This is a genomic window from Streptomyces sp. NPDC004111 (genome assembly GCF_042874215.1).
In the GTDB taxonomy this organism is placed as follows: domain Bacteria; phylum Actinomycetota; class Actinomycetes; order Streptomycetales; family Streptomycetaceae; genus Streptomyces.
On the sequence record NZ_JBIAMU010000011.1, the window covers coordinates 131,083 to 146,304 of the forward strand.

At 73.0% G+C, this 15,222-nt stretch carries 12 protein-coding genes, 2 tRNA genes and 1 pseudogene; 8 read left to right on the top strand and 7 right to left on the bottom strand.

Annotated features, from left to right (window positions below; translation table 11 throughout):
• Positions 1-278 precede the first annotated feature (278 nt).
• The gene (locus tag ACFYVL_RS22205; protein WP_389247358.1) at positions 279-1,016 is read left to right on the top strand and encodes a class I SAM-dependent methyltransferase; all 738 of its coding nucleotides are present in this window, start codon (positions 279-281) and stop codon (positions 1,014-1,016) included.
• Between the two features lie 22 nt (positions 1,017-1,038).
• Here the strand turns inward: ACFYVL_RS22205 and ACFYVL_RS22210 are convergent, their stop codons facing one another.
• On the bottom strand, positions 1,039-1,602 hold the full coding sequence (locus ACFYVL_RS22210; protein ID WP_389247360.1) for a hypothetical protein: 564 nt from the start codon (positions 1,600-1,602) through the stop codon (positions 1,039-1,041).
• A gap of 92 nt (positions 1,603-1,694) precedes the next feature.
• Entirely contained in the window at positions 1,695-2,201 is a 507-nt protein-coding gene (locus ACFYVL_RS22215) for a DUF3830 family protein (RefSeq protein ID WP_389247363.1), read from the bottom strand.
• 105 nt (positions 2,202-2,306) lie between these two features.
• Here ACFYVL_RS22215 and ehuB point away from each other — a divergent pair, with 105 nt between their 5' ends.
• The 6 genes from ehuB (at position 2,307) to ACFYVL_RS22245 (ending at position 6,597) form a co-directional block, all read left to right on the top strand.
• Positions 2,307-3,245 carry an ectoine/hydroxyectoine ABC transporter substrate-binding protein EhuB gene (gene ehuB, locus ACFYVL_RS22220; RefSeq protein ID WP_389247365.1) on the top strand — a complete coding sequence of 313 codons (939 nt, stop codon included), beginning with the start codon at positions 2,307-2,309 and terminating at the stop codon, positions 3,243-3,245.
• Positions 3,242-3,925, top strand: coding sequence for an ectoine/hydroxyectoine ABC transporter permease subunit EhuC (gene ehuC / locus ACFYVL_RS22225; protein WP_389247368.1), 684 nt, complete (start codon positions 3,242-3,244; stop codon positions 3,923-3,925). Before ehuB ends, ehuC begins: the two co-directional genes overlap by 4 nt.
• The gene (gene ehuD, locus ACFYVL_RS22230) at positions 3,922-4,575 is read left to right on the top strand and encodes an ectoine/hydroxyectoine ABC transporter permease subunit EhuD (RefSeq protein WP_389247371.1); all 654 of its coding nucleotides are present in this window, start codon (positions 3,922-3,924) and stop codon (positions 4,573-4,575) included. The genes ehuC and ehuD overlap by 4 nt, the downstream gene beginning before the upstream one ends.
• On the top strand, positions 4,565-5,356 hold the full coding sequence (ehuA, locus tag ACFYVL_RS22235) for an ectoine/hydroxyectoine ABC transporter ATP-binding protein EhuA (protein WP_389247373.1): 792 nt from the start codon (positions 4,565-4,567) through the stop codon (positions 5,354-5,356). Before ehuD ends, ehuA begins: the two co-directional genes overlap by 11 nt.
• A gap of 252 nt (positions 5,357-5,608) precedes the next feature.
• Positions 5,609-6,370 (top strand): IclR family transcriptional regulator C-terminal domain-containing protein, encoded by a 762-nt coding sequence (locus ACFYVL_RS22240; protein ID WP_389247375.1) that lies wholly within the window; start codon positions 5,609-5,611, stop codon positions 6,368-6,370.
• A 153-nt stretch (positions 6,371-6,523) separates the two neighbouring features.
• Positions 6,524-6,597: transfer RNA gene (locus tag ACFYVL_RS22245), tRNA-Lys, on the top strand.
• Positions 6,598-6,720: 123 nt separating this feature from the next.
• Here the strand turns inward: ACFYVL_RS22245 and rfbB are convergent.
• The 5 genes and pseudogenes from rfbB to ACFYVL_RS22270 all read right to left on the bottom strand — a co-directional run.
• Entirely contained in the window at positions 6,721-7,689 is a 969-nt protein-coding gene (gene rfbB / locus ACFYVL_RS22250; RefSeq protein WP_389247379.1) for a dTDP-glucose 4,6-dehydratase, read from the bottom strand.
• Positions 7,690-8,056: 367 nt separating this feature from the next.
• The gene (locus ACFYVL_RS22255) at positions 8,057-11,245 is read right to left on the bottom strand and encodes an amidohydrolase family protein (RefSeq protein WP_389247676.1); all 3,189 of its coding nucleotides are present in this window, start codon (positions 11,243-11,245) and stop codon (positions 8,057-8,059) included.
• A 353-nt stretch (positions 11,246-11,598) separates the two neighbouring features.
• Complete coding sequence (locus tag ACFYVL_RS22260; RefSeq protein ID WP_389247381.1) at positions 11,599-12,192, bottom strand: lytic polysaccharide monooxygenase; 594 nt, start codon at positions 12,190-12,192, stop codon at positions 11,599-11,601.
• Positions 12,193-12,474: 282 nt separating this feature from the next.
• The gene (locus ACFYVL_RS22265; RefSeq protein WP_389247383.1) at positions 12,475-13,527 is read right to left on the bottom strand and encodes an SPFH domain-containing protein; all 1,053 of its coding nucleotides are present in this window, start codon (positions 13,525-13,527) and stop codon (positions 12,475-12,477) included.
• Between the two features lie 8 nt (positions 13,528-13,535).
• A pseudogene (locus ACFYVL_RS22270) lies at positions 13,536-14,762 on the bottom strand (peptidoglycan-binding protein); the annotation flags it as partial.
• Between the two features lie 128 nt (positions 14,763-14,890).
• Here ACFYVL_RS22270 and ACFYVL_RS22275 point away from each other — a divergent pair.
• Positions 14,891-14,964, top strand: a tRNA-Lys gene (locus ACFYVL_RS22275).
• The last annotated feature ends 258 nt before the right edge of the window (positions 14,965-15,222 follow it).

Here is a 15,222-nt window from a genome sequence, read left to right on the forward strand (position 1 = left end):
CGGCGCGCCGTTACGTTTCGCCCGTTTCCAGTAATTCCGTGCTTCACGGTGAATGCTCCCAATGCCCATGTCTCGGAGGCCACATGAGAAAGTCGCCTACCCACGTGACGACCGAGACGGGCTTCAGGCACGGCCTGCGCCGAGATTTCCCACCGCACGGTCATCCCCGGGGCCGCCGCGGCACCCGGCCGGGGCGTGGGCCGGGCCGCGCCTTGCCGGCCCGGGGAAGGCCGGGAGGCGTCTTCCGCCCGGCGGTCACTCCGTGCTCCGATGGCCCCATGGACCCCATCACACGCGAGGGATACGAAGGCACCGGGCCGGGCGCGATCACCCCGGACGGATGCGCGGTCGGAACGTATCTGCGGATGCCGGCCGAGGGCGAACCGGAGATCGTGGCGGCGGCGGCCGGGGACCGGCTGCCCGGCGCCCGGCTGCTCGAACTGGGCTCGGGGGCGGGCCGGCTCACCCGCCCGCTGACGGACCTCGGCTTCGAGGTGACCGCCGTCGACGAGTCCGCGGAGATGCTGGCGGCGGTACGGGACGTGGTGCCCGGCATCCGCAGCGCGCGCAGCCCCATCGAGACGCTGGACCTCACCGGCCAGGAGCCCTTCGACGTGGTGCTGCTGGCGTCGTACCTGGTGCACGCCGGAACGGAAGGGGTGCGCGAGGCCCTGCTGGAGACCTGCCGCCGCCATGTCGCGGCGGACGGCTGGGTGATCGTCCAGCGGGAGGCGGCGGGCCGCCACGAGGGCCTGCCCACGGAGCGCCGGGTGCCCGGCGGCGGGCTGATCCGCGCCGTGTCCTCCGAACCCTCGGACCGGGGCCGCCCCGGCTCGCGGTCGCTGCGTGTGGAGTACCACTACCCCGACGCGAAGTGGACCCAGACGTATCTGTCCTGCCCGCTGACGGAGCAGGAGTTCGAGGAGGCGCTGGCGGGGGCGGGCCTCGTCGTGGACTCCTACCTGGACGAGCGGCGGACCTGGGTACGGGCCCGCATCGCCCCGGCCGCCGCCTGAGCCCCGCGCACCCCGGGGGTTCCTAGGACCCGGTGAGCGCGGCCTCCAGCCGGGCGAGGCGGGCGCGGGTGCGGGCGAGCGGGCTCAGCTTCGAGGCCAGCAGTCCCGCGCCCGCGACCAGGAGGGCGCCGAGGAGGAAGTGGCCGCCGAGCAGTTGCACGGCGGCCAGCACCAGCACCGCGCCGACGCTGACCGGCTGCGCCCAGGCGCCGCCCGCCTTCTTGCTGTTCTGGAAGCGGACCAGGGCCAGCATTCCCCGGCGGGCCGCCGGGTCCTCGGGTATCCGCTCCTGCCGGGCGAGCCGCATCAGGGCGGCCAGCTGGCGGTACGTACAGCCGGTCCGGTTCTGGAGGTAGGTCATGGACCGGGAGTTCGCCCAGGCCAGCAGCGCCGACGCAACCAGGGCGACCACCGCGACGCGGGGCCCGGAGCCGGTCACCCACCACAGCACCCCGCCCGCGCAGCCGCCCACGACCACCACCATCGTCGCCGTGGCCCACCGCGCGTCGTGCCAGCGCCACTCCTCCTGCCAGTCGCCCGCCGCGTCCGCCGTCGGGCCGTTTCCGGCCCCGGGTCTCCCGCTCACGTGATGTCGTCCTTCCGCCGCTGTGGGCTGTGCCGGAGCGGGATGGTACGGAACGCGGCGGGCCGCGCCAACCGCTTTGCGCGGGACGCCCGTTACTCCTCGGCGCGCCGGAAGCTCAGCGTCTCGCCCACCGCGCCCGCCCGCCACAGGTCCTGGCAGGCCTCCGCCATCCGGTCCAGCCCTTCCACGACCGTGCCCCACACGATGCCGGGCACCCAGCCCTGGTCCCCGTTCAGCAGCAGGTTGTTGCGCTCGTAGAAGAGGGCGAGGTCGACGATGGTGGGGCGGTCCTGGCGGACGTGGTCGGCGGAGTAGCCGTGGGAGCCGGTGGCCAGCTGCGTGCCCGCGAAGGAGAAGTAGCAGAGGTCGCCGGGAATCGGGGTGACGGTGGGGTTCTCCAGGGGAGGTTCGGTGACCGCGAAGGCCGGAAAGAGTCCGTAGATCTCGTTGCGCGCGTACTTCGCGTGATAGACCTCGCCGGACAGCGGAAGCGCGTCCCAGACCGCGTCGCAGGTGATCGGGGCCTTGTCGTCGAGGAGTCGGGCGGTGCACCGCACACCGCGCTTGTCGAGCGAAATGTCCACGAATCGTTCGGTCATCACCCCATCGTGCAGCGGTGATCGTGTGCGTCAAGAGGGCATCCGCGGTGGCCGGGGCCGGAATTGACAGGAGTAGGACGTGCGCTGCCGGGTAGCCGCGCGCCCATGGCTCCCACAAGAGATTTCAGGGAAGAGCACGGAAATGACAGACGACGGCAGCCACAAGGACGCCCGGCCGGACAGCGCTCGATAGGACGGCGCTCCCTCCTGGTGGGCGGTGCGGCGCTGGGCGCGGCGGGGGCGCTCGGGGTCGCCGGATGCAGCAAGGTCCCGACCGGGGACACCCTGGCGAGGCTGAAGTCGCAGGGCATCGTGCGGATGGGCATCGCGGGCGAGGCCCCGTACGGCTTCATCGACGACCGGGGCAACTTCACCGGCGAGGCAGTGGAACTGGCCAAGATCATCTTCAAGCGGCTGGGGATCGGGAAGGTGCAGCCGGTCGCGACCGACTTCTCCTCCCTCATCCCCGGGCTTAACTCGCAGCAGTTCGACGTCGTCTCCGCCGGGATGTACATCAACAAGGAGCGCTGCTCGCAGGTCATCTTCGCCGACCCCGAGTACCAGATGCTGGACTCCTTCATCGTGCCGAAGGGCAACCCGAAGAAGCTCCACTCCTACCAGGACATCAAGCGCACCGGGGCGAAGATGGCGACCGGCACCGGGTACGCGGAGATCGGCTACGCGGTCGCCGCCGGCATCCCGGAGAAGTCCCTGGTGATCCTCCAGGACCCGGTGGCCGGTCTGAACGCGGTCGAGTCCGGCCGGGTGGACGTCTTCGCGGGCACCGCGCTGACCGGCCGCGAGGTGGTCAGGAAGAGCACCAGGGCGGAGGCCACCGCCCCCTTCGCACCGCTCGTGAACGGCAAGAAGAAGATCGACGGCGGCGGCTTCGCCTTCCGCAGCCTCGACGCCGAACTGCGGGACGCCTTCAATGTGGAGATCCACAAGATGAAGAAGAGCGGCGAACTGTTCCGGGTGCTGAAGCCCTTCGGTTTCACCGAGTCGGAGATGACGACCCTCACGGCCGAGGAGCTGTGCCGATGAGCGCCGGCCTGTGGCAGAACTGGATCCTCCCCGGGATCTGGACCACCGTTCAACTCACCTTCTACAGCGCGGTCCTGGCGACCCTCGTCGCCTTCGGCATTGGCATGGCGCGCGTCCACCGGCTGTGGATCGTGCGCTTCCTGGCGGGTGTCTACACGGAGGTCTTCCGGGGCACCTCCGCACTGGTGCTGATGTTCTGGCTGTTCTTCGTGGTGCCCGGCCTGATCGGCTGGGCGTTCGTCCCCATGTGGGCCGCGGTGCTCGCCCTGGGGCTCTCCTACGGTGCGTACGGTGCGGAGGTCGTGCGCGGCGCCCTGAACTCGGTCACTCCCGCACAGCGCGAGGCGGGCATCGCGCTCAACTTCACGCCCTGGCAGCGGATGCGGCTGATCCTGCTGCCGCAGGCGGTGCCGGAGATGATCCCGCCGTTCAACAACCTGCTGATCGAGCTGCTCAAGGGCACCGCCCTGGTGTCCCTGCTCGGCATCGGTGACGTCTCGTTCGCCGCCTACCTGGTGCGTCTGGCCACCCAGGAGAGCGCCCAGATCTACTCGATCACCCTGGTCATCTACTTCGTGATCGCGTTCGTGCTGACGCGCGGCATGAAGACGGTGGAGCGCAGGACCAAGGCCGGCATCGGCATCGACATCAAGGCCCAGGCCGCCGGGGGTACACGATGAGCAACTGGGACTGGTCCGCCGTCGCGGACTTCATGCCGCGCTTCTGGGACGGGGTGCTGCTCACCCTCCAGGTGCTGGCCCTCGGCTCGCTGCTGTCGTTCTCGCTGGGCCTGGTGTGGGCCTTCGGGCTGCGCTCGCACCTGAAGTACGTGCGCTGGCCGGTGAACCTCATCACCGAGTTCATCCGCAACACTCCGCTGCTGGTGCAGCTGTTCTTCCTGTTCTTCGTGCTCCCGGAGTGGGGCATCCAGTTCTCCGCGATAGCCACCGGCACCGTCGCGATCGGGCTGCACTACTCGACGTACACCGCACAGGTCTACAAGGCGGGCATCGACGCCGTGCCGGTCGGGCAGTGGGAGGCGGCGACCGCGCTCAGCCTGCCCGCGCACCGCACCTGGTTCGCGGTGATCCTGCCCCAGGCGATCCGGCGCATCGTGCCGGCGCTCGGCAACTACGTCGTCTCGATGCTGAAGGACACCCCGCTGCTGGCCGGCATCAGCGTGCTGGAGCTGCTCCAGCAGGCGCGGCTGGAGAGCGCGTCCACCTTCCAGTACACCGAGCCGCTGACCGTCGTCGGCATCGCCTTCATCCTCATCGCCTACCCGGCGTCCCTTCTGCTGCGAGTCCTGGAGCGTCGTCTTGTCCGTTGAAGCCACCCAGCCCGCCGATTCCCCCGAGGCCCCGTCCGGCGCCGCCGACCTGATCACGTTCAAGGACGTCACCAAGCGGTTCGGGCAGAACACCGTCCTCGACAACCTGTGCTTCTCGGTCAAGCCGGGCAAGCACGTCACCCTGATCGGGCCCTCCGGGTCCGGCAAGACGACCATCCTGCGGCTGCTGATGACGCTGATGAAGCCCGAGGAGGGCACCATCCACGTGGGCGGCCAGCAGCTCTTCCCCTCCCAGGGCGAGAAGCAGCTGCGCGAGGTCCGCAAGAACATCGGGATGGTGTTCCAGCAGTTCAACCTCTTCCCGAACATGACCGTGCTGCGCAACATCACCGAAGCGCCGGTACGGGTGCTGGGGCTGTCCAAGGACGAGGCCGAGGAGCGGGCCCGCGAACTGCTCGACATGGTCGGCCTCGGCGACCGGTGCGACGCCAAGCCCACCCAGCTCTCCGGCGGCCAGCAGCAGCGGGTGGCCATCGCCCGCGCGCTGGCCATGCGCCCGCAGGTGCTGCTGCTCGACGAGGTGACCTCGGCGCTCGACCCCGAGCTGGTGGCGGGCGTGCTGGACGTGCTGCGCGACATCGCCCGGACGACCGACATCACCATGCTCTGCGTGACGCACGAGATGAACTTCGCCCGGGACATCTCGGACGACGTCCTGATGTTCGACTCGGGGCGGGTCATCGAGTCCGGCCCGCCGGAGAAGATCTTCGGCGAGCCGGAGCACGAGCGGACCCGGGAGTTCCTCGGCGCCGTGCTCTGACGCCGAAGCCTCCTTGACGGGACCTGCCTTTGGCATATGCCACGGGTGGCGTCGCCCAGCTCACGGGCCTCAACTGGGCGTACCCGGCCGAGGCAATTTGTCAACCCCCGCCCCGATGGCGGGGGTTGACGGCTATCGTGGCCTGACGACGCACGAACGACGCAGTGACGCAGCACCGCACGGACGCAGTACGCAGGGACGCACCACAGATCCGAAGCAGAGCAGACGGTCGCAACCTTGGTAGGGGGAACCGTGGCGCTGAAGCCCGAGCCGGCCACGCCGCAGCACTCGGTGCAGTACGCCCTTCGCGTACTGGAGTCCGTGTCCAGGCACAGCGGCGGCGTCACCGACGGCCAGCTCGCGCGCGAGACCGGACTGCCCTCCGGCACCCTGCGCCCCCTACTGCTGATGCTGCGCCGCGAGGGCTATGTGGAGCAGATCTCCGACGGGGCGTACGTGACCGGTGAGTCGCTGGAGCTGGTCGGGGCCACCGGCGCCGGTGCGCGCGACCTCCTGCGGCTCAGGCTCCAGCGCACCATGGACCAGCTGCGGGACTCGGTCGGCGCCGCGATCTACCTCAGCCGGTACGTGGACGGCGAGGTCACGGTGACCCAGGTCGCCGAGGGCCCGCTCACCCCGAGGGTCCACGAGTGGGTCGACTTCCGTTCCGCCGCGCACGCCAGCGCGATAGGCAAGTGCCTGCTCACCCAGCTCGACGACAACGGCCGCCGGGACCACGTCTCGCGGCACCGGACCGCCCGGCTGACCTCGCGGACGATCACCAGCGAGCGGGTGCTGTTCTCCACGCTGGACAGCCAGCCGCCGACGGTGCCGGTCCTGGACCTCCAGGAGTACGCGCTGGGCACGGTCTGCGCCGCCGTCCCGCTGACCGCCGGGGCGGCCGTCGGCTGCCTGGCCCTCTCCCTCCCGCTCCAGCACGCGCACCGGCTGCGGCAGGCGGCGGACGTGCTGAACCGGCGGGCGGCCCCGATGGCCCTCTCGCTGTCGCTGTAGCCGGACGGCCAGGCCGGAACCGCGCACCCGGACCGCGCGGCCCGACCGCCCGCCAGGACCGCCCGCCAGAACCGCGCCGGCGGGGCCTGCGCACGGTGCGATGCGAACGTGGTCGCGAGCACCCCTGCGGACCAGGTACGATTTACGAGTCAAGCGCCGCTAGCTCAGTTGGTTAGAGCAGCTGACTCTTAATCAGCGGGTCCGGGGTTCGAGTCCCTGGCGGCGCACTTGATACTGAGGCCCCTCCGGTTCGCCGGTGGGGCCTCGGTCGTGTCTCCGGCCGGGCGGGGCGCCGTCGGGCGGGAGCGCCGTCGGACGGGAGCGCCGTCGGGCGTGGCCCGGCGCCCGGGTCAGGGGTGCTCGCGGTCCTGCCACCGGCTCGGGTGGTCCCGGTACCAGGCGACGGTGGCGGCCAGGCCCTCGTCCAGGGGGACGGCGGGCGCGTAGCCGAGTTCCTCGCGGATGCGGGTGTCGTCGAGGGCGTAGCGCAGGTCGTGGCCCTTGCGGTCGGCGACGTGCCTGACCAGGGAGGCGGGCGCGCCGGTCAGTCCGAGCAGGCGGTCGGTCAGCTCGGCGTTGGTGAGGTCGTCGCCGCCGCCGACGTGGTAGACCGAACCGGCGGTGCCCTTGGTGAGCACCAGGTGCACGGCGCGGCAGTGGTCCTCCACGTGCAGCCACTCGCGGACGTTGGCACCGGTGCCGTACAGCGGGACGGTGCGGCCCGCCAGCAGCCGGGTGGTGAAGCGCGGGATCAGCTTCTCCAGGTGCTGGTACGGACCGTAGTTGTTGGAGCAGCGGGTGATCCGGACGTCCAGACCGTGGGTGCGCCAGTAGGAGCGGGCGATCAGGTCCCCGCCCGCCTTGGAGGCGGCGTACGGGGAGTTCGGTGCGAGCGGCGCGTCCTCGGTCCAGGCGCCCTCGGCGATCGACCCGTACACCTCGTCGGTGGAGATGTGCACGACCGGCCCGGTACCGGTGCGCAGACAGGCTTCGAGGAGGGTCTGGGTGCCCTGGACGTTGGTGCGGACGAAGTCGGCCGCGCCCTCGATGGAGCGGTCGACGTGCGACTCGGCGGCGAAGTGCACGACGGCGTCGTGGCCCGGCAGCAGTCGCAGCAGCAGCGGCAGGTCGCAGACGTCGCCGCGCACGAAGGTCAGGCGGGGGTCAGCGAGCGGGAGGTTGTCGGTGTTCCCGGCGTACGTGAGGAGGTCCAGGGCGGTGACGCGGGGGTGCTCGGCGCCGGGGAGGAGGCCGGCGAGGAGCATCCGGACGTAGGCGGAGCCGATGAAGCCGGCGGCGCCGGTGACGAGGATGTTCACGGGGCGGACTCCAGGGTGGGGCGGGGTGACGGTGGGATGGAATTGGCCATTCCGGTGTCGGGGTGAGGGTACCTGGAGTGGGGGTGGGGGGGGTGTGGGAGCGGGGTTGCCGGAGGCGTCCGGAGTGCGGGGGTGCGGGGTTGCCGGGGGCGTCCGGGGTGCTGGGGTGCGGCTCCGCCGGGGTGGGCGGGGGTGAATGTGCAGCTCCGCCGGGGGGCCGCCCCCTTGCCCGCCCGTTCCGCCCCCGGGGGCGGCCCCGCCGCCCAAGGGGGCGGGGGCGGGGGGGAAAGGGCGGGCCCGCCGCCCGAGGGGGCTCGGGTGGGCGGGCCCGGCGCCCCGGGGGGGGCGCGGGTGAGGTGGGGTGGGGTCAGCAGCAGCCTTCTTGGCGGAGTTGGTTGCTCACGGCGTGCCAGTGGGAGGGGTCGGGGGTGGTGGTGAGGGAGCGCCTGCGGTCGTAGGGGGCCGTGAGGGCGGCCCGTTCGTGGATCCGGCCGCCGACCACCGCGCCCGCGATCCGTACCAGGTCGTCGAAGTGCGTCAGCGGATCGCCGTCCACCAGCGTCAGGTCGGCGATCTTGCCGGGTTCGACGGAGCCCAGCTCCCGGTCCGCGCCGAAGAGCCGGGCCGGTGACAGCGTCACCGTGCGCAGCGCCTCGGCCGGGCTGAAGCCGTGCCGTACGAAGGCGCGGAGCGCGACGTGCAGCGGCAGGCCGACCGGGACGATCGGGGTGTCGGTGCCCAGGGCCAGCCGGCCGCCGCCGTCGATCACCCGCCGGTAGGAGTCCAGCTCGCGGCCGAGCGCGAGGCGGTCGGTGGCCGTCGGGGCCTTGGCCGCCGCCGCGCGCAGCGTCTGGGTGTCCCACGGCGGCATCATCGCCGTGACCCTCGGGTCGTCGACGAGTTCGGGGAAGTCGCCGAGGAGGGCGAGCGAGGTGAAGGGGGTGGCGAGCAGTTTCAGGCCGCCCTCGGTGTAGTTGGCGAGGGTGTCCTGGTAGGTGAACTGCTCGCTGGTCATGCCGTGCCCGCGGTCGGCGCGTTCGGTGGCGGCGAGGTGGCTGGTCAGGTCCTGGCCGCCCTGGGTGCCCTGCGAGGCGAGGTGCGAGCCGGAGAGCACACCGAGCCGCTCGTGGCCGAACCGGGCCGCCTGCTCCATGGACGCCATCGGGGCGCGCACGTACGTCTTCACGAAGTCCCAGTCGAGCGCGGCGCCGCGGGCCAGCGAGCGGCGCAGCCCCTCCGCCGTCCGGTGGGCGCGCCCCATGCTGTACGCGACGCGCGGCCCGTCGAGGAGTTCCCCGGTGGTGAGCAGGCGGGGGCCGGCCAGCCGTCCGGCGGTGACGTCCTCCCGGATGCGGGCCTGTTCGTAGCTGAACCCGGCGAGCGAGACGGTCGTGGTGATGCCGTACGCGAGGAAGACCGCGCTCTGCCGGGCGCCGTAGGTGTACGCCCAGGGGTGGGTGTGCGAGTCCCACAGTCCGGGCAGCACGGTCTGCCGCGAGGCGTCCACGTGCCGGGCGGCCCGGCGGCCGGCCCGGTGGGGTTCGACGGCGGCGACACGGCCGTCGCGGATCAGGATGTCCACGTCGTCGCGGGTGCGCCCGTCGGTGCGGGTGCCGTCCCAGAGCCGACCCGCGTGGACGACGGTGTCGACGGGGGCGGAGCGCCGGTGGTCGAGCCGTACCGGGACCGCCCGGCCCGCGCCGCCGTCGCGGGTGGTCAGCCGTACCTCGCCCTCGGCCAGGTAGAGGAGGGTGCGGGAGTCGGCCGCCCAGCTGGGGTGGTCGGCGCCCACGTCGGAGAGCTGCCGGGGCTCCCCCGCGGGGCTGCCGTCGGCGCGCACCGGCAGCACCCACAGGGCGGACTCGCTGACGCAGGCGAGCCACTTCCCGTCCGGTGACCAGACGGGTCCCGAGGCGTAGCGGTCGGAGAGCGAGCCGAAGCGGGAGACGGGGTGCAGGGCGGAGGCGCCGTTGGTGGTGTTGACGACGCGGACGAGGTTGTAGCCCTCGCGGTAGCGGAAGTTGAGCCGGTTGCGGTCGCAGTAGGCGAGGTACCTGCCGTCCGGCGACCAGCTCGGCGGTCCGGGCAGTCCGCCCCCGCCGAGCGCGGCGGCCAGCACCTTCTCGGTGCCGGCCGCCAGGTCCCGTACGACGAGGCCGCCCGCCATGTCGAGGCAGGCCAGCCGGGTGCCGTCCGGGGAGAGCGCGGGGTGGGTGCGTCCGCCGCCGGCCAGCGGCTCGTCCTTGCCGGTGGCGAGTTCGTGCCGGCGCACCCCGTTCAGTCCGTCGCGGTCGTCGACGTACAGCAGCCAGCGGCCGTCCCGGCTCCAGGACGGGCCCTGGAGGTAGGTCGTCGGCTCCGCCCGCACCACCTCCCGGGGCCGGGCACCGCGGCCGGAAACCGACTGCACCCACAGGGAGTTGAGGGAGACGAAGGCGAAGGAGCGGCCGTCGGGGGCGAGGACGGGCTGCTGGATGCCGCGCACCCTGCGCGGGCGGGCGGGCTCCAGGTCGTACTTCTTGACCCGGTACGAGGGCCGCTCCACGGGCAGGGTCGCCGTGAAGGGGAGCGGCCGGGCCCCGGTCTCCTTGTGCGGGCGGACGACCTGGAAGCGGCCGTCGAGGGTGACCAGCATCCGGGTCTCGTCGAGCCAGCGGGGCGGGGAGTCGGCGAGCGACCCTTCGAGGGGGACCTGTTTCCCGTCGACGACCAGCCTGATGATCTCGAACCGTCCGGGGGCGGGCGGCAGGGTGCGCAGCCAGGCGGTGCGGCCGGCCGGGGAGACCGCGGGGGCCAGGACGTTGCCGGGGGCCGCGTCGGCCGGTTCGGCGTGCACGACGGTGACCGGGCCGCTCCCGTCGGCGGCGACGGCGGCGATCGTGCGGGCCTGGACGGCGGTGCCCACGACGCCGCCCCGGACGAACAGGACGCGGGCGCCGTCCGCGCTCCAGGTGGGGTCGAAGTCCTCCCAGGGCTTGTCCTGGCCGGGGCCGCTCTGGCCCTCGGTGCCGGTGAGGCGGGTGAGTTTCCCGCTGCCCACCTCCACTGTCCAGATGCGGTACGGGCTGCCCCCGACCGGGTCGCCGCCGCGTTCGGAGGAGAAGGCGAGGCGGCGGCCGTCCGGCGACCAGGCGGGGCAGCGGTCGTCCCAGGGGCCGTCGGTGAGGCGGCGCAGCCCGGAGCCGTCGGCGTTCATCACCCACAGGTGGAACTGGCCGCCCCGGAATCCGGCGACCGCGATCTGCCGTCCGTCGGGCGACAGGACGGGCCGGTTGGGCTCCAGGTCGGGCGGGGTGAGGGCGGTGGCCGGGCCGCCGTCCTCGCCGAACGACCAGAGGATGTTCTGCACCTCGGCGACGTAGCGGCCCGCGTGGCCGCTCCCGGCACCGTTGGTGGCCCGGTCGAAGTGCAGCAGCCGTCTCCCGGCGGCGTCCGCCGCGGGCACGGCGGGTGCGGGGGCGGCGGCGGCCGGTGCGCTCCCGGTGATCGTCGGGGCGCTGACGGCCGCCGCGGTGGCGGTGACGGTCGCGGCCTGGAGGAAGGAGCGGCGCGGCATGGACGGCACGGTGGTCTCCCTGGGTCGGTCGAATTACCGGTGCCCCTCAGGGAACAGCCGCCCACCGCTTCCCGTCCATGGCGCCACGCCACTTCCGGCCGTCGCGCAACCGCGCACGGCACCGCGCCGCTTCCGGCGGCCGGGGGCCCGTACGGGACGCCGCGTCACTTCCGGCAGCCGGGGACCCGTACGGGACGCCGCGTCGCTTCCGGGCGGCACGGAACGAGCCGCCCCATGCGCATGGGGCGGCTCGTGAGCGGACCACCGGCCCGCGGCGGTTCGGGCCGGCGGCTCCTACCGGACCCCGGTGGGGCGGTCCGGCGGTGGTGCCTGACTGCTGTGGCGGCCTGCCGTCAGAACTGGACGTCGGAGCAGGCGTAGAACGCGTTGCTCGTGTCGGCCACGTTCCACACGGCCAGCACGATGTGCTTGCCGGACTTGCCGCCGGGGAGCGTTCCCTGGTGGGTCAGTGTCGCGGGCGGCTGCTTGCCGCCGTACGGCACGTTCAGGAACGGCTGCGGGTCCAGCGAGGCCCTGGTGAGCGGCTTCGAGGGGTCCCAGCCCTGCTTGGTGATGTAGTACCGGAAGTCCGACGTGGCGTGCCGGGCGGTGAACTGCCAGCGGAACGAGTAGCTCGATCCGGCCGACACGTTCGTCGCGGGCCACTGCCCGCCGCGCGGGTCGTCGAGCTGCGCGAAGCCGCCGTTTCCGCCGGAACAGATCCTGCCGTCCGCCGGTCCTGCCGCCGGGAAGCCCTTGGGCCCCTCGACGCTCTGCGGCTCCCACTGGATGGAACCGCAGTTCTTCACCGTGCCGTTGGCGCACAACTTCTGGCGGCTGATGGGCGAGTCGGTGTAGCCATGACTGCTCGCGCCGCTGGTGGAGAGTGCGGTGGCGCCCGCTATCGCGAGCCCGAGGACAGCCGCACTCATTGCCTTTTTTCGCATGCTTCGCTCCAGGAGAACGTGGGGGAGTTCTGTGAGCCGTGCTGCACGCGCGCGTGTGTGGTGCTGTGACGAAATCCGGTCTAGACCAAGTCCCAATGTATGGACGGCGGTTGAACATGTCCAGACCAATGTCCAACGTTAAGGAGAGTTAAGGAAAGTCGCGTTCCGCTGCCCGCCCGGGACCGGGGTGCAACACTGCCCGCCGCCCGCCCGGGACCGGGGTGCGACACGGCCCGCCGCCCCACCCGGGGCCGGAGCGCGACACCTCCGCCGCCCCGCCGCTCACGCCCCGCCGAGGTACGCAACCGTCAACTCCCGTACCAGGGCTCTGCGTTCGTAGTCGTCCAGCTCCCCCGCGAGCCCCCGGGCGGTCAGCCGGGCCACCGTCTCCTCGACCGCGTCCACCACCGAGGCGAGCGCCTTCGCCCGCTGCCGCGCGTCCAGCGCGGCGACCTTCCGGCGGCTCAGCGCCCCGGCGACCTCCGGCGCGTACTCGATCCGCACCGGCTGGACGGAGAACACCTCGATCCCGGCCCCGGCGAGCCGGCCGGCCAGCAGCCGGGTCAGCGCGTCGCCGACCGCCGCCGCGTCCCGGGCGCCGTCGGCGGGGGTCCGCGCCAGCACCCGCGCGAGTGCCGCCTCGACCTGTCCGCACAGCTGCCCGGTGTGGTCGTCGACCGCGAGGACGGCCCGCGCCGGGTCGGCGACCCGCCACACCACCAGGACCACCACCCGCAGCGGCATCCCGTCCCGGTCCACGGCTGGCAGCGGCTCGCTGCGCCAGTGCTTCAGCCGTACGTCCACCCGGTGGCGCGACAGCAGCGGGCTGAGCCACATCAGCCCCGTGCGCCGCACCGTCCCCCGGTAGGCCCCGAAGAGGGTGAGCACCGACGCGTACCCCTCCCGCCCGCGCACCAGACCGCCGCACGCGCACAGCGCCACCGCGGCGAGCGCGGCGAGGGCCGCCCAGCCCGCGGGAGAGCCGCCCGCGTACGCCCGGACCGGCAGCCGCAGCGCCGCGGCGAGCGGTCCGGGCAGCAGCCCCAGCCACCACAGCGCCCCCGCGCAGCCGGCCGCCGCGCCGAGCCCGACGACCCCCGCCGCCCACCCGGCGACCGCGGGCCCCGGCCGCTCGACGGGACCGGGGGCCGCGGGGGCGGGCCGTGGAACCGCCGCGGCCGGCGGCTCCACGCGCCGCTGCTCGCCGGTCCCCCGGCGCCGCTCCACCACGGTCACCCCGGAGGGCACCACCGAGGGGACCCCCTGATCGTCGCGGAAGAGGAGGTGCACGGGGATCTCGGTCGTCGACTCGTTCCTGATCACGGGCTCCCTCATCACTGTGCCCCGCCCTCCTTGAACAGCCGCCGCCAGGTCTCGGGGCCCGGATAGCCGTCGGCCTCCGCGCCCCGCCAGCCCTGCGCCCGCTGGAACGCCTCCACGTTGCGCCGGTCCGCCTCGCCCCAGCGCGGCCCCGGGCCCACCGTGTAGTACTTGCCGAAGCCCTTCGCCACGAGCCGCCGCCCCAGCTTCTCGACGTGGCTGTTGGACTGTCCGGGGCGGAAGTACCGGGTGCCGGGGAAGGCGGGCGCGCCCCCGGCGCCCTGCGGGGCGGTTCCGCCGACGAGGCCCTTGTAGCGGTAGGCCACATAGCGGTCGGCGTTCGTCCAGTAGCCGAGCGGAGTGGCCTGCTTGCGGGTGGTGGGCCTGGTCTGCTCGTAGGCGAGGTAGTGGTCGTGCGTGTAGTCCGTCCAGCCGCCGAAGATCGTCACGTGCGAGCCGGAGTGCGGGTCGGCCGCGTTGTGGAAGAGCAGGATGTCGCCGGGCTGGAGCTGGTCGCGCGGCACCCGCACCCCGAAGTCGGCGAGCGACCCGGTCCACTCGTTGCCGCTGAGCCCCCACGCCATGGAGACGTAGCCGGAGCAGTCCTGCCGGTAACCGTCCCGCCAGAACTTCTCCATGCTGTACGGGACCTTCGCCTCGACCCAGCTCTTGGCCCGTTTGATGATGTCGGCCCGGGTGGCGGGCTTGAGCGCGGGCCCGGCGGCGACCCCGCCGGGGCCCGGCGACCCGGAACCGGCCGGCGCGGGCCGCGCCCTGCCGTGCAGCGGGGCGGCGTCGCCCTGCGGGGCGGGGGCGTCGCGCCGCACCGAGTGCGCGGGGTCGACCGGGTCGGACCGCGCCCCCGACCGGCCGCCGCCCTTGCGCCCCGCCGTTCGCCCGGGGTCCTCCCCCCGGCCCGCCGCCGCGTGCCCCGGGCCCTCGTGCCTGCCCGCCGCCGGGTGTCCCGGGGCGCCGCCGGTCCCCCGCACCGGTGCGGGTCCCGGGCCGTCCGACACGCCCGCGGGTCCGGCGCCCTCCTTCGCCCCCGGCGCCACCGCACCGGCACCTCCCCCGCCGCCCAGCACCACTCCGGCGGCGGTGACCAGCACCAGGGCGCGGCGGGCGCCGTGGGCCGCGGGGTGACCACCGTCACGTGCGGCGAGGGATCTGGTCCTGCGGATACGGCGCCGGTCGGCGCATCCGGCACAGGGGCAGTCGGCCGCGGGCTGAATCTCCTCGAACTGGATCACAGGGCGAGTGTCCCAACTGCCCGGACATAACGCATCTTGACGGTAAGAAATATAACGAAACAGACATCTTGGGCGGCGGCTGGTTCAAACCACTCCCGAGCATCCGGTAGAGTTCTCCGAGTCAGCAGGCGCCGCTAGCTCAGTTGGTTAGAGCAGCTGACTCTTAATCAGCGGGTCCGGGGTTCGAGTCCCTGGCGGCGCACGCGCAACCGAGACCCTCCCACCACCGGTGGGAGGGTCTCGGTCGTTCCCACGGGTCCGGGCCCTTACCGGACCCGCCCCGGGGCCCCGGCAGGCCTGCGATCAGCGACCCTTGCGATCACATGAAGAGTCGGGGAACCTATCCTGGAGCCAGTGGCTCCAATGGGGCGGACGGTTCGACGAGTTGAAGCTCGGACGGCCGACGAGGGGACGGCCGGGCTACGGGGTGGGGGCCCCTTTCTCCCACGGATGTCGGGAC

What these genes read in the sequence shown, in the direction of transcription:
- ACFYVL_RS22205 (WP_389247358.1), top strand. Translation starts at nt 279, where the DNA reads ATGGACCCCATCACACGCGAGGGATACGAAGGCACCGGGCCGGGCGCG.
- ACFYVL_RS22215 (WP_389247363.1), bottom strand. Translation starts at nt 2,201, where the DNA reads ATGACCGAACGATTCGTGGACATTTCGCTCGACAAGCGCGGTGTGCGG.
- ehuB (WP_389247365.1), top strand. Translation starts at nt 2,307, where the DNA reads ATGGCTCCCACAAGAGATTTCAGGGAAGAGCACGGAAATGACAGACGA.
- ehuC (WP_389247368.1), top strand. Translation starts at nt 3,242, where the DNA reads ATGAGCGCCGGCCTGTGGCAGAACTGGATCCTCCCCGGGATCTGGACC.
- ehuD (WP_389247371.1), top strand. Translation starts at nt 3,922, where the DNA reads ATGAGCAACTGGGACTGGTCCGCCGTCGCGGACTTCATGCCGCGCTTC.
- ACFYVL_RS22255 (WP_389247676.1), bottom strand. Translation starts at nt 11,245, where the DNA reads ATGCCGCGCCGCTCCTTCCTCCAGGCCGCGACCGTCACCGCCACCGCG.
- ACFYVL_RS22260 (WP_389247381.1), bottom strand. Translation starts at nt 12,192, where the DNA reads ATGCGAAAAAAGGCAATGAGTGCGGCTGTCCTCGGGCTCGCGATAGCG.
- ACFYVL_RS22265 (WP_389247383.1), bottom strand. Translation starts at nt 13,527, where the DNA reads ATGAGGGAGCCCGTGATCAGGAACGAGTCGACGACCGAGATCCCCGTG.